Consider the following 14,589-nt stretch of genomic DNA (forward strand, 5'->3'; position numbering starts at 1 on the left):
ACCACTCTTCTCTTTACTGCAGAAAGTTGAGGGGCAAATCATTCTTGACTGATCGTTTAGATATAGCGTAAATTCTAACCTAACCGAACGTTCCGTTAAAGCCTTATATGCCCGAATCGAGCATAAAGCACTGATAAAAACTAAAGGACTTTAGATGAAACTCTACGAATTAGCTCCGACTCCCAGCGCACGCCGCGTCAGTATTTTTCTTGCGGAAAAAGGCATAGAAGTGCCAAGAGTGAACGTCGATATCCGTGGAGGGGAAAATTTAAGCGCCGAGTTTAAAGCCAAAAGTGTAAATGGTCGCATTCCACTGCTCGAACTCGATGATGGCAGCTACCTGTGTGAATCAGTTGCCATTTGCCGCTATTTAGAAGAGGTCCACCCGAGTGAGCTTTCACTGTTTGGTAATACACCGCTTGAGCGCGCCACAGTAGAAATGTGGCAACGCATCATAGAGTTACAAGGATTAATGGTCGGGTTTCAAGCCTTTCGTAATTTAAGCGGCGTCTATAAAGACAGGGAAAATTGTGTCGAGTCTTGGGGCGCAGAATCACGCCAAAGGGTCATTGACTTCCTACCAAGCTTAGACCAACAATTGAGCAAGTCAGCCTTTGTTGCAGGCGATGCATTCAGTATTGCCGATATTTCGACTTACGTTTTTATCAGCTTTATTAAGAACTTAGATATTGAAGTCACTGACAGCTTGCCACATCTCAAGGCTTGGTTCAACACTATGGCGCAGCGTCCTGCCATAGTATCGTTAACCCCTAAAAAATAGCGGCGCTAATGCCTGATGATGAATATTCATGGGCACTAAAGTGAGTAGCTATAAGCGTTATAACCTTAAGGAATCATCATGATAGATTTATACACAGCCGCGACCCCTAACGGTTTTAAAATTTCCATCGCACTGGAAGAAATGGGACTTGAATATCGCGTCCATAAATTAGATTTCAGCACCAGTGAGCAAAAACAGCCCGAGTTTATCGCCATCAATCCCAATGGTCGCATTCCCGCCATTATCGACCGCGATAACGAGGATTTTGTGGTATTCGAATCGGGTGCGATTCTGCTGTATCTCGCCGAAAAAACAGGTAAATTCCTGCCAGCCGATCCTAAAAAGCGCTCACAGGTAATCCAATGGTTAATGTTCCAAATGAGCGGCGTCGGCCCCATGATGGGACAAGCCAACGTATTCTTTAGGTACTTCCCTGAAAAAATCCCTGCAGCAATAGAACGTTATCAAAAAGAAGGTCGACGTTTATTCGAGGTTATGAATACTCAACTAGCTACAAATCAATACCTTGCTGGTGACGAATACACGATTGCCGACATCGCAACTTGGCCTTGGGTGCGGATCCACGAGTGGAGCGGCATCAATATGGAAGGTCTGACACATTTGCAACGTTGGTTAGATGAATTAGCACTCAGACCCGCGTGCCAAAAAGGCATAGTCACGCCACCACCGGTGGAAATGAGTGATGAAGAACGGGCTAAGCAAATCCAAAAGATGGTGACGAAATAATCACCTTCCAAGCGGTAATTGAGCGATAGCCTGCAAATAACCCTTTGGTACTGAATGCACTATGAGTCTCAGTGACCCAACCACAAAAAGCCCCGCAAGTTGATGCGACTTTGGGGCTTTTTTTCTGCCTGTTATCGGGCAAAACTGCTACACTCTGCGCCACTTATTTTTCCCCTCTGTTACAGTTATGCCTCCTACATAAGGCGCTGCCACAGAGAGCATAATTCAGGCTAAATTTATGGGTAATCCAAGCAGCTTCTCTTCCGACAAGGCATCCAACTCAAACACATCGTCAGCGTTAAATGCAGAGGCGAGCACTCCAGCGCAAAAACGTGCACTCAGTTACGCCAGTACAATTAAGCAATTATTCGATGAAATTCAAAGCAGTAAAATGCCCGCCGACCGTATTCTGGCCAACTACTTTAGAGAACATAAAAAACACGGCTCGAAGGATCGTAAAGTCATCCGTGAATCTTTGTTTAGTCTATTTCGTTGGTGGGGTTGGTTTCAGCGAGTAGGCGATCAACAAGAATCAGCGACTTATTTTGCCAGCCTAAGCGCCAGTGCGTTATTGGAAGCCCATGCTTGGCAAGATATCGCCACTGCTTGGCATGAGTTATCGCAGTCGCCTATCGATTATCAGCACGCTCAAGCACTTGCCGTTGACAATCTCGACGACAAACTGGCACTGATACAGCATTTATTTCCCGCGACTGAGTTTAAACCACAGGATTTATTACCCGACTGGTTCTGGCAAGTGTGTCCTGTTGATGCTGCGCAGCAAACCCAATTAATTGAAGCTATGTCCAGTCGCCCGCCGATTTGGGGCCGCGCGCAAGGGATCACGAGTCAAGCTGCGGCGGCGCAGCTGCAAGCGATAGGTATCGATGCTAGTTATGGTCATTACTTTAACGATGCCATTAACCTTGGCAGCAAGAGTATGAATCTTAATGAAATAGCCCTGTATAAAGACGGTAATATTGAGATCCAAGATTTGGCTTCACAGGTCATAGGGCAAATTTGCGCGCCAGAACCCGATGACCATTGGTGGGATGCCTGCAGTGGTGCTGGCGGAAAAACCCTGCAGCTGCGGTCTTTGATGTTGGCCAAGGCTGCTGATAATAAAACACCCTCTACGGGCAGCATTATATCGTCGGATATTCGCTCCAATGCCCTAGAAGAACTGACTAAACGTGCCCAAAGAGCCCACTTTAACGACATTAGCGTTGCCCGTTGGAAGAGCGATGCCCTGCCGGTATCTGCGGATCATTTCGACGGTGTGTTAGTCGATGCCCCGTGCAGTTGTACTGGCACTTGGCGACGTAATCCCGATATGCGTTGGTTGGATGGTGTTGAAGCCGTGGCCGATAAAGCCGCGTTACAGCTCGATATTTTAAGCCGTAGTAGCAGCGCAGTTAAAGCGGGCGGCATCCTCGTTTACGCCACGTGTTCCTTGTCGCCGCTCGAGAACCAAGACGTGGTGACGGCGTTTTTAAAGCAACATCCAGAGTTCACGCTCACGCCAATACGCCATCCTTTTACGGGTGAACAAACAGAAATGTTGACCGTATGGCCCTTTGAAGCGAATAGTGATGGTATGTTTGTCACGCGTATGCTGCGCGTCAAGTAACACTAACTCATTATTTTGTATCAAAACTTGGCGCCTTTCATTCTGGGCGCCAGTTTCAATCATATAATATAATTTCCGATGATAATTACACTTATCCTTTAATTATCATAATGATAATCCACATATTCCCCATTAAAATCTCAGATACGGCCATTTCAGTGGCAAGATATAGCCTTTGGACAAAACTTTTCACCATCAGTGATGAAATATTTCGCTTTAGCTTCATCTCTCCTTTGGGTAAAAAGATCGGGTGCTGCGAATGGCACAGGTATTTTTGGAATTTTGACCATGTCACACTCCTATGAATTTGACGACGATGATGCGCCATGGGGCGATAACGTCAAAGGTAAGCAAAAGAATAAACGCGTGAAACAGCGCCGCAGAGATACTAAGCGACGTTACTCGGACGATAATACAGAGGTGGATTTCTACCAAAATAAATCGAAGTAACTAAATCTAAGTACCCTTGCTCTCACGGGTTTGTTTTACAAATTCGTTCTGTGCTAAACCTGCCAAATCTGAGCAAGTTGGATAATATCCAACTTGCTACTCAACCCCGTTATCCTCTCTCAAATACTTAATCATTCCAGTGTAAAATCAATGGGCTTAATTGCTTATTTGCCCTATGCTTTTTGGGCTATAACTCCCAAATCATTGGACTTACACTGAAATTTAAGGATGAACGCCATGGAAAAACAGCGCCCCGACTTTATTTATCCCCAAGGCAGTATGTTGATGCACTCGCCCTTAGTGCTAAATAAAGCCGATATGTACGGTTTTTTTCTTAAGGGGAAACAGGAAAACCTGCAACGCTCTATCGATAAAACCCTGAATCAAGTTGCCTGTAGCGCAATGTATTTTAAGGTGCTGTCTCCCTACGTACTGACAACCTTCACTCAAATTGAAAAAGCATATTCCGCTTATCCAGAGGACAGAGCTAAGGGCTGGATCCAAGAAACGGACATCATCACTTGGGTCATGGTCGGGCGCCAAGATAGCAGCGACAGTAAACAAATCAGCCAAGTGTATTTTCAGCCACTACACATTTGGGTGAACGATGCCATGGCCTTAATTAATGGCAGAGAACTCTTTGGTTATCCTAAGTATTTATGTGAATACACTATGCCAGCGGTTGGCGAGCCTCTGACGCGATTATCCCTTGAGACCAAAAGTTTTTTACATTTCTCACCCGAAACCGAACTTGCCCTGCATCCATTAATTGAAGTGAATTGCGATGCCAAACCCGAGGCACAGCTTTCAACCCTTGAAGCGATAGCTCAAACTTGGCAACTCTTTAAAGAACAAACCGATTTTATTCCAGAACTTGACCAGCTTGGCGAAGAGCAGCTATTTCATCTGTTATTTAAACCCGCTATCGATCAAGTATTTCTAAAACAGTTCCCCGACTCGTCAGGGCAAAAAGCCATTTATCAAGCCATCGTTGCCGCGCCAGCCCAAGTGAATAAAGTGCACAGTGTTGCCCTGCTAAAAAATGATTTTGTCGCGACCATTTTTGATAATGCCAGCTTCCCGTTAAAGGATACGCTCGGGGTCGAGATTGGTGAGCAGCACGTTTTACTCCCTTACCATGTGAACTTCGATTTTGAAGTGCCGCCCGGCGAGGTATTAGTCGATAACTCCGAAATCAAAAAACAGAAAATAGCCATTCTCGGTGGCGGTGTCGCGGCAATGACAGCAGCCTGTTATCTAACCGACAAACCCGGCTGGCAGAATCAATATGAGATTGATGTCTATCAACTCGGCTGGCGTATCGGTGGTAAAGGGGCTAGTGGCCGCAATGCCGCTATGGGACAACGCATCGAAGAACATGGTTTACACATTTGGTTTGGTTTCTATCAAAACGCGTTTGCCCTAATGCGTAAAGCGTATGAGGAATTGGATAGGCCAGCAAACGCGCCGCTTGCGACTTTTTTTGATGCCTTTAAACCCCATAACTTCATCGTCTTACAGGAAGAAGTTGATGGCCGTTCTGTGAGTTGGCCAATCACTTTCCCAATGCTACCAGGCATCCCAGGTGATGGCACCGAAACCCTCACCTTCTGGAAAGTCGTTAAAGTCGCCTTTGCGTGGATAAAGGAATGGCTCAAAGACATGGATGACCTGCTCGATGCAGATGAAAAAGCCATGGGAACACCTAAAAACTGGCTCGATAGCAGCTGGTTTGAACGTTTAAAAGATAAGTTAGAAGATTCGGTCGAAGATGCCAAAGAATCACTCGACGCGCTCGGCGATAAGCTTGAATGCCATTTCAATCAAATGATTGGCCGCGAGTGCGATGAGCATGTACACAGTGAAAGTGACGATGGTCTTGTAGAATCAGCTGTCGATGCCCTGCATCAAAGACTCGTGAAACGTTTTAGCGGACATTTAGATAATAATGACGAACTGCGCCACTTATATATAGCCGCCGATCTGGGGCTCACGATCCTCAAGGGCATGTTTGCCGACGATGTATTTGAAAAAGGCTTTGACGCCATCAATGGCTATGATTATCGCGAATGGTTAACCAAACACGGCGCCAGCCTTAAGTACACTGTCGACAGTGCGCCAGTGCGTGGTTTTTACGACTTAGTGTTTGCCTATGAAAAAGGGAACTTCGACAAACCCAATGTCGAAGCGGGCACAATTATCCGCGCTATGCTGCGTATTGCCCTGTGCTATCAAGGTGGCGTGATGTGGAAAATGCAGGCGGGCATGGGGGATGTTGTGTTTACACCTTTTTACGAAGTGCTCAAACGCCGCGGAGTCAATTTCCACTACTTCAATCGAGTTGATAATCTCGAATGTCACAATCAAAGTATTCAAGCGATTGAGATCACTGAGCAAGTAGCTCTGGCGCCGACTGTCACAAACTACGATCCTTTAGTCGATGTGAAAGGTCTCGCTTGCTGGCCGAGTACGCCCAATTATGAGCAGCTTGAGCCTGAACAAGCGGCACTGCTTAAAGCCCATAATATCAATCTTGAACACTTCTGGAGCGATTGGGACAGCGTGTATGAAACTCACTTTGGCAAAGCCCTGCCGAAAAAGCGCTTAGTCAAAGGCGTAGATTTCGACAAAGTGATCTTCGGTCTATCCATAGGTTCTGTGCCCCATGTGGCGAGTGAAGTCATGGCACAAAGCCCAGCCCTCAAGCTTTGCGTTGATAAGGTGCAAACTGTCGCCACTCAAGCCTATCAACTGTGGATGAACCAAGATCTGAATGGGATAGGCTGGCCTAATTACTCTGAAGATGGCGAGGAACCCGTATTATCGGGCTTCACCGAACCCTTCGATACTTGGGCATCGATGAACCAACTGCTAGACAAAGAAGATTGGCGCGGCTTAGAACCTAAAAATGCCAGTTACTTTTGCTCGGCATTGCCTGTCGAAGCCTATCCACCAAGCTCGGATGTAGATTTCCTACAACAGAAAACCTTAGAAGCAAAAGCGGGCGCTATCCATCAACTCAATACCGAAATCCATAAACTTTGGCAAAATGTCGGTGATAGCTTCCCTTGGGAATGGTTACACGATGAACAAGACCGCCAAGGTGTTGCCCGCTTCGATAGCCAATATTGGCGCGCAAATGTAGACCCATCCGAGCGTTATGTCTTATCGGTTAAAGACAGCTCGCAGTATCGCATCACGACAGATGGCACAGGGATAGATAACCTGTATATGACGGGCGATTGGATAAAGACAGGCCTTAATGCGGGCTGCGTCGAAGCGGCGACGATGGCGGGAATGCACACTTCAAAAGCGATATCGGGTCATCCTGCGGTGATTAAGGGCGAAAAAGACTTCTAAGCTCGTCCTTAAATCTAGCTAAGTCGCAAACTTGGACACTGCTCAGTCCAAGCAAGATGAAGCTAATAAATCTAAGATAAAAACATAAACGGCGCAGATAAATTCTACACCGTTTATGTTTTCCAATGTTCTAATAATACCAATCGTATTAAATATCTGTTCATTCAGCGGGAGTTCAACGCGCTTTAGACAAGGCGAAGGCTTGAAGGCATAGTGGTGCTCTGTCGAAAGCCTTAAACGCAGTATAAAGCGCGTTGCCATGTAGTAAACATCAGCCGCCCTTCGGGAGCCACACAGGCATCCCACTCCAGTGTTGCATTGACTTAAAAGGGAATAACCATTTCTGCGTCAATGCGCCTTGGATTGAAATACCTGTGAGGCTCTGAACTGATTAGCTATTTAATGTGATTGGTATAAAACGATTATTTTAAATTTTCAATAGCTAGCTTAAATGTAGCCTCACATCGACACCGCGAGTATCTGCATACTCTTGACGACGCTTATCCATACGCGATTGATATAAGTGAGTGTCAGCAGAACGCAACCACTCATGGGGATCTGCGACCTCAGTGTTTAACGACATCCCAAAACTACACTGGCAATCTTTAAAACCATGGCTTGCTAATTCTTCACCTAAGCCACTCAAAGCACTCTGTAATAACTGGATACCAGCAGAAGGCGTCACAATCACAAACTCGTCACCACTAATACGATAAACCTTCATGTGCACTAAGTCTGTTGCTTGCAATAACTGCACTATCAACAGCAATAATCTATCGCCTTCTTGATGGCCGAGTGTTTCATTGACACTTTTCAGACTATCGATATTCAATAGTGCTAACGCCATCGGTTGCACGACTTTATCGGCAAATCCTAATTGTGAGTTCATATATTCGTCAAAAGCATAACGATTACCGACTCGCGTTAATCCATCTAAACGTGCCTTTTCCCATGCAATCGCTAACTCTTCAATATGCGCCTTACGTTCCTCAGCAAGTAATTTCAGCTTATTCGCTAACGCTAAGGACAGCAGCAACGCATCGGCCGTGCCGCCCATCAGAGTCGCAAGCTCTGCATGTTCAATGAAATCAGGAGTGAGCCCCATATTTCCGGGTAAAATAATCACCGCAGGCAACAGCAAGCAAGTAAAGGCAAGAATAAAATAACGCGCAGGAGCAAAGCCTTTCATCAAGCACACATTACCGCAAGTAATCGCTAAAGCAATCCATAGCATAATCAGTACAGAAGCAATAATTGCCGTATAGGATAACAACCAAATACTGGTCGGCAGAGCCACAATGCAGGCAAACATTAAATACTGACTAAGACGCCACAGCCGCGGAGAGTAACTAGGTAACTGCAGGAAGTGCTTGTAAAACATGATATTAAAAATGGGCAAACTGATGAAAAACAGATGATGCAACTCGAGGTAATGGAAATTAAATAAGTGTGCAGGCAAATGGAAAGTCAGTGCCCAGCCACCAAAATAGGCAAATACGTAAAGACCATAGTAGAGAAACGCTTTATCAAGAATAGAGATATAAATCAAAATATTATATAAAGCGATAAACAATAATCCGCCTAAACACAGCAGCACTGCCATTGCGAGACGGTCAGACATAAGTTGATGATCCGCCACACTTTGCAATGCTATCTCAGGGGGAGATGAGTAATAACGGCTACTCAGCTTCACCACCAACCAATAATCCGTGCCCATATTCAAGGTGACCTTACGGCCATAATCGAATAAAAACTGGTATGGAGCAGTGTAGCCACTGTGGGCATGTTGTACGCTGCCGTCACTGCCGAGTATCCAATAATCTACGGATTCAATAATCGAATTACTTGCATCCACTACCCAGTTTGATTGACGTTGATTGACCATCACAGGTGTAATCATCCAATAATCGCCACCGGTTAAGCTGACCGAACTAGCTTCGTCGAGTTGTCCCATCCAATGGGGCACGGTTTCAAACCGCTCAGGAGGCTGTTGATCCGCTTTAGCATGGAACAAATACGGGGAGTCCAACGCAATTTCAGCGCTTAATACAGAGGGACTTAATGTCCACAAGAAAAGTAAAAAACACCCAAATAGAGTTTGTTTAAGTTTGTTCATCGGCTTATTTAGTTAAAGGGCCATAGATCATTTTTACAGCTATGAAGAAAATGCTAATGCTGTCAATCTTAGTCGATAGTTGGATTTGTAGGTTAACTTTATGGCTACATTTAGTTTTTTACAATCAGTTAGGCTAAATTAGTCGGATATACCATGCCTTATGATGCTATTTTAGTCTCAAAGTCCAAACTGCGGCATGAAATTCAAGATACACCTTAATACTGACTTATTTTTGCTGGGATCCTATGCAGCCTCTATTGATGATTTTAGCCGCACAACTACTGATTGCCAGCGGTAACCTATTGGTTAAGTTGCTTGAAACCAATGCGCCTGTTTTTCAACTGGTGCTCTACAGGCAATTATTTGCCACCCTGCTTGTACTGCCTTTTGTGTGGCACTTACAAGGTAATCTTAAACTGAGTCCTTTTTACAAAGTACATCTCGCCCGCGCGCTATTGATTGGACTGGGCAACGCCATTTTTATGCTCGCTATTTTGCATCTTCCGCTCGCAACAGTAACAGCCGTGATTTATACCTCACCCTTGTTACTGCTAGTGCTATCGGCCATTTTTTTAAATGAACGTATTGGTTATCGACGCACGGTCGCAGGTCTTATCGGCTTTAGCGGCATTTTGCTTATCAGCCAACCAACAGAATTTAACCTGTACATAGGTTTAGCCTTTTTCGGTGCCATGACATCAGCGTTGAATAGTTTGATTTTAAAGGCCTATTCGACCCATGAACATCCTTTTTCCATGCTCTTTTGGTCTAATGCCTTTGCGATGATATTTCTGATACCTGCGACCTTATACGAAGGCGCCGAATTTAGTTTACCAGTGGCGCAAGTGGGACTGACTTTGGGACTATTTTACATTGCTATGACCTATCTCATCATCCATGCCTATCGACGTGCCGATGCGAGCCAAATGGCACCAGTAGAATATACAGGATTGATTTTTGCAGCCTTGTTAGGCTGGTGGATACTCGATGAAGAACTCAGCCTAGTGATTTTAATCGGGATTGGATTAGTCATTTTCTCATCCATATTACCAAGCTACAGTGAGCTAAAGGCGAAATGGAAAAGCCGGCGAAGTTAACCTCGCCGGCTCTTTAATTCGATATCACGATCGCAATATAGCTAAATCAATATGCCTTGTGCTTAGAAACGGAATTTACCGCCAATATACACACCGTCTTCGAAAGTAAAATTGCGAGCATCATCGTATTCGAAGGCAATCTTGCGGTAACCAACATAAAGTGCCATGTTTGGCGTTATACGGTATTGCACTTTTGAGTCTAATTCATAATGACCATCAACATTGCCAAATGACAATACAGACGGTGCATAGTAAGCCGCGGCGTGCAGTGAAATATTGGGTCCCATTGATAGTGCATAACGACCACCAACAGAAACAGCACTGCCATTGGGTGAATAGTCAGACCAAAGCTGGCTTAACTGAGCACCGACCTCAAAGTGATGCACACCCGCATCATGGGTCATGTGCATTGCACCTTGAGCGATATGGCCGCCTTCATCCGCATAGATATAACCCAAAACCGCGTTAGTATCTTTGTTCAATTGCAGTTCTAACTCAGTTGAAACCACATCGTTGTTCAACCCAAGATTAAATTCTGACGCATTCACTTGCAGCGCTGCTGCACTCAATAATAAGACACTTGCTACTCTGAACTTAGCCATAAAAAAACACCTCAATAATGACTGTGGGTAATAGCCGCGGATCATACCGAATAAATAAAGAAAATCAGCCTATTTGCGTATAAAGAGGGATTATTTGCGAGGAATATACAAATGTAAAACAAGATAAAAACACATTAAGATCTAAGTCCTTTCACTTACAACACAATTAGACCACAGGGGTACGATCGCCAACTAAAGACTGCATTATCGCTTCAGCATCGACATTAACGCTTAAAGCTAAGTAATACCAACCCACAGTATTTCCTGTGCCACGGATACTCAAATAATTACGCCAAAATTGAAAACCTGCCTTCAATAAATTAGCTTGACTCGACGTGTTCTCGGCGCGAATTGTGGCGTATAAAATCAATATCCCTAAAGCCTTAGCCACTTCGATACGTTTTTGCGTTAAACCTTGAGCTATGCCTTGACGCCGATAATAGGGCGACACCACCAGATAACCCAGTTCACCGACAGTGCCTTTATCGACAGTGCCTTTACCAACAGTGCCTTTACCGGCTTTTATCGCGGCGCAACCCACTATCTCACCCTCGATAGTTTTCGCTAAGATCACCGCACGGGAATGGAAAAAGACCTGATGATCCAACGGATGAGCATTATCATCACGCCCATCAATTAATTGTGCCGCCAGCGCTAATTCTTCCGGCTTTTTACCTATAACAAACTGAATGTTATTCATATCCAGATTAAACCGTTAATGTTCCCAACATACGGTGAATGCACACCAAATTGCCGTGCATTCATCTTCCAAACTCACCCAAGAACCCACGCTACAGATATAACAACGTCGCCATACCTAAGAAAGTAAAGAAACCCACCACATCGGTCACAGTCGTTAAGATCACTGAACCCGATAACGCCGCGTCTTGATTAAACTTCTGTAACACCATAGGCACTATCACCCCAGCAATAGCGGCAACGGCCATATTAATCAATATCGCACAGCCAATCACTATACCTATCGTCGCTTCACCGAACCACCAGCCAGAGACTAAACCTATCACTATCGCCCACAAAAATCCGTTAACTATGCCAATGCCGAGTTCGTTTTTCATTAGCGAAAACAAGTTACCCGCCGAAATCTGTCCCATGGCCATGCCGCGGATCATTAGCGTTAGAGATTGGCTCCCCGCGATGCCGCCCATAGAAGCGACAATCGGCATCAACACCGCTAATGCAACCACTTGCGATAGGACATTTTCAAATAAACCAATGGTCGCTGAGGCAAGGAAAGCCGTCAGTAAATTGATCCCAAGCCATACAGCACGGCGCTGAGCACCTTTCATAATAGGGGCGAACAAGTCGTCGGATTCATCCATACCCGCAGTTGCCATCAACTGCGCCTCATAATGCTCACGCACTAATGCCGTTGCGGTTCGTAGCGTCACACGACCGATTAACTCTCCGGACTCATCAATCACAGGCAATTCAATTTCGCGGCTGTGCTCTATCGCTTCGGCCGCTTCCAAAAGACTCGTATCGGCGGATAACGCACGGCAGTCCTCAGACAAAAGTGAAATCAATAACTCATCGGGATTATGTTTAAAAATATCATAACGACGAACAGTACCTTGATACTTATCCAGATCATCCACGATAAACAAATTGTCGTTACAATCGAGCTCTATACGGCGAAAGAAGCGCTGCGCTTGAGCAACTGTCGCCTTATCACTGAGCACCAACATTTGATGATCGGTATAGCGGCCGATTTCATTCTCAGAGTATTGATCGTAGAGTTCGAATCGTTGTCGCTGACGCTCGCCCATCTGGGCCAAGGCACGATCGGTAAAACTTTCAGGAAGATAATCACTCCACTCAATTAAATCTTCAGGGCTTAATTGCGCAAATAACAGATCCACTTCATTGTCAGGCATCCGCTTCAGGATCCCCATGCGTGGATCGGCACGCATTAGGCTCAGCACAGTCACTCTGTCAGCAAATTCAACTTGCTGCCAACGCTCATAACGCTCATCCAAGGGCAAGGACTCAAGCGCTAAGGCTATGGTTCCAGGTTCTGAGTCATTCAGAATTTCACTAAACACTTCAGCCTGTTCTTCGCCTTCAACTTCAGTGAGTTGTTGAACTACTTGCCCCACATCCGCTTGCATGTTTGTTTCGTATTCTGCGTCATTTTCTATCACACAGATGCCCTTTTCTTTAGCCACAAAATTGCTGTAACTATATTGATAATTAAGTAAATTAGCAAACCCACAAAAATAAATTGCGCGCAATTATATTGCTGAAAATTATTTTAAGGTTTATGCTGTTTAGCTAAGATCCTACGGAGGTGAACATGACTACGAATATATACAGCCAATCAGCAACAGACATTCAAGGCAACGCGGTAAGTTTAGAGCAGTATCGAGGCAAAGTACTCTTAATCGTCAACACCGCAAGTGAATGTGGATTTACACCGCAATACAAAGGATTAGAAACGCTATATCAAGAATACAAAGATAAAGGATTAGTGATTTTGGGCTTTCCTTGCAATCAATTTGGCGCCCAAGAAAAAGCCGATGAACAAGGCATTCAAGCCTTTTGTGAATTGAATTTTGGCGTGACGTTTCCGCTATTTTCTAAAATAGAAGTGAATGGCGAACATACCCATCCACTTTATCAATACCTTAAAAAAGCCGCTCCCGGCGTATTAGGCACTCAAGGTATCAAATGGAATTTCACTAAATTTTTAGTTAATCGCCAAGGCGAAGCAATCGAAAGATTTGCATCAACGACAAAACCCGAAGCATTAGAAAGTAAAATTGCTGCTTTGCTAAAATAATTTAATCACTATCTATTTGAAATCTTGCAGTTTATAAAAAATTTAGATTTATTTTAATTTTTTTTATGGAACTTTAACCGTACAAGGCCCCTCAAATGTATTGAACAGTGAATGTCTTTTTCATGTTCATCATCTCCCAGGGGCTTCTAGCGCAGTCCCCTTGACCTAGGAATAGGTCATTAGGCAACCATTAGGTTGCCTTTTTTTATCCCTTCAATTTAGATGTAAAACAAATGTAACAACCAAGTATGAGCACGCAATATCTCTCAAAAACTTTTTTTATCTTTTTTCTGATATCAGTGAACTTAATTAAAAATGGCGACTCTGAGTATAGGTAAGGATTAACAGATAAGATTAAATGCACCTTGAGAATGAAATATGTGAAGTCGCAGTTTCATGCACTCAAATGACACAGTTTCTGTTTTATCGCATTGAGTCGAATTAGTTGGTCGTTCATCATCATCTCCCTTTTGGGACACAATAGAAAACACGCTAGCGCATTGAATTCTATTTGTATCCCGTACTGATTTCCTTGTGGCAACCTTAGGTTGCCATTTTTTTTACTCAAATTTCAACAAGCGCTAACGCTAGCTCATAGATTAATAAACTGACACGCGTTTAATTTTTTATCCCCATGATTTTAATGTAAAAAAATGTAACACTTAAGTGTGAGTACTCAGTATTCCCAGAAAAATGTCCCAGAAAATCTTTTTTAAACTTTTTGGGATTTTTTTCTGATATCAGTGAACTTAATTAAAAATGGCGACTCTGAGTATAGGTAAGGATTAACGGATAAGATTAAATGCACCTTGAGAATGAAATATGTGAAGTCGCAGTTTCATGCACTCAAATGACACAGTTTCTGTTTTATCGCATTGAGTCGAATTGGTTGGTCGTTCATCATCATCTCCCTTTTGGGGCACAATAGAAAACACGCTAGCGCACTGAATTCTATTTGTATCCCACACTGATTTCTTTGTGGCAACCTTAGGTTGCCATTTTTTTT

General features: G+C 44.2%; 13 protein-coding genes. 7 read left to right on the forward strand and 6 right to left on the reverse strand.

Features of this window, described 5'->3' with window-relative positions:
• Positions 1-154 precede the first annotated feature (154 nt).
• From HQQ92_RS13215 to HQQ92_RS13225, 3 genes are all read left to right on the forward strand, one after another.
• Positions 155-781, forward strand: coding sequence for a glutathione S-transferase family protein (locus HQQ92_RS13215; RefSeq protein ID WP_173245948.1), 627 nt, complete (start codon positions 155-157; stop codon positions 779-781).
• A gap of 78 nt (positions 782-859) precedes the next feature.
• Positions 860-1,528: a glutathione S-transferase family protein gene (locus HQQ92_RS13220; RefSeq protein WP_173245951.1), complete on the forward strand. Its 669-nt coding sequence runs from the start codon at positions 860-862 to the stop codon at positions 1,526-1,528.
• Positions 1,529-1,766: 238 nt separating this feature from the next.
• Positions 1,767-3,158: an RsmB/NOP family class I SAM-dependent RNA methyltransferase gene (locus HQQ92_RS13225; protein WP_173245954.1), complete on the forward strand. Its 1,392-nt coding sequence runs from the start codon at positions 1,767-1,769 to the stop codon at positions 3,156-3,158.
• A 155-nt stretch (positions 3,159-3,313) separates the two neighbouring features.
• On the opposite strand, the gene HQQ92_RS23870 is transcribed toward HQQ92_RS13225, so the two are convergent.
• Entirely contained in the window at positions 3,314-3,448 is a 135-nt protein-coding gene (locus HQQ92_RS23870; protein WP_263180925.1) for a hypothetical protein, read from the reverse strand.
• Here HQQ92_RS23870 and HQQ92_RS13230 point away from each other — a divergent pair.
• Positions 3,447-3,608, forward strand: a complete 162-nt coding sequence (locus HQQ92_RS13230) for a hypothetical protein (protein ID WP_006080915.1) — start codon at positions 3,447-3,449, stop codon at positions 3,606-3,608. The two genes, HQQ92_RS23870 and HQQ92_RS13230, sit on opposite strands and share 2 nt — an antisense overlap.
• Positions 3,609-3,845: 237 nt before the next feature.
• Positions 3,846-6,968, forward strand: a complete 3,123-nt coding sequence (locus tag HQQ92_RS13235) for an NAD(P)-binding protein (RefSeq protein WP_173245957.1) — start codon at positions 3,846-3,848, stop codon at positions 6,966-6,968.
• Between the two features lie 42 nt (positions 6,969-7,010).
• Here HQQ92_RS13235 and HQQ92_RS23755 read toward each other — a convergent pair whose 3' ends face one another.
• The gene (locus HQQ92_RS23755; protein WP_251071060.1) at positions 7,011-7,229 is read right to left on the reverse strand and encodes a hypothetical protein; all 219 of its coding nucleotides are present in this window, start codon (positions 7,227-7,229) and stop codon (positions 7,011-7,013) included.
• A gap of 181 nt (positions 7,230-7,410) precedes the next feature.
• Positions 7,411-9,084, reverse strand: a complete 1,674-nt coding sequence (locus HQQ92_RS13240; RefSeq protein ID WP_173245960.1) for a diguanylate cyclase — start codon at positions 9,082-9,084, stop codon at positions 7,411-7,413.
• A gap of 245 nt (positions 9,085-9,329) precedes the next feature.
• Here HQQ92_RS13240 and HQQ92_RS13245 point away from each other — a divergent pair, with 245 nt between their 5' ends.
• A complete protein-coding gene (locus HQQ92_RS13245) occupies positions 9,330-10,181 on the forward strand; it encodes a DMT family transporter (RefSeq protein ID WP_105249758.1) in 852 nt (283 codons plus the stop codon).
• A gap of 62 nt (positions 10,182-10,243) precedes the next feature.
• On the opposite strand, the gene HQQ92_RS13250 is transcribed toward HQQ92_RS13245, so the two are convergent.
• The 3 genes from HQQ92_RS13250 to HQQ92_RS13260 form a co-directional block, all read right to left on the reverse strand.
• Entirely contained in the window at positions 10,244-10,783 is a 540-nt protein-coding gene (locus HQQ92_RS13250; protein WP_028760670.1) for a YfaZ family outer membrane protein, read from the reverse strand.
• Positions 10,784-10,949: 166 nt separating this feature from the next.
• A complete protein-coding gene (locus tag HQQ92_RS13255) occupies positions 10,950-11,483 on the reverse strand; it encodes a GNAT family N-acetyltransferase (protein ID WP_173245963.1) in 534 nt (177 codons plus the stop codon).
• A gap of 91 nt (positions 11,484-11,574) precedes the next feature.
• The gene (locus tag HQQ92_RS13260; RefSeq protein ID WP_028760672.1) at positions 11,575-12,945 is read right to left on the reverse strand and encodes a magnesium transporter; all 1,371 of its coding nucleotides are present in this window, start codon (positions 12,943-12,945) and stop codon (positions 11,575-11,577) included.
• 152 nt (positions 12,946-13,097) lie between these two features.
• Here HQQ92_RS13260 and HQQ92_RS13265 point away from each other — a divergent pair, with 152 nt between their 5' ends.
• On the forward strand, positions 13,098-13,583 hold the full coding sequence (locus tag HQQ92_RS13265) for a glutathione peroxidase (protein WP_028760673.1): 486 nt from the start codon (positions 13,098-13,100) through the stop codon (positions 13,581-13,583).
• Positions 13,584-14,589: the final 1,006 nt, after the last annotated feature.

This window comes from Shewanella sp. DC2-4 (assembly GCF_013248875.1).
Lineage (GTDB): Bacteria > Pseudomonadota > Gammaproteobacteria > Enterobacterales > Shewanellaceae > Shewanella > Shewanella oncorhynchi.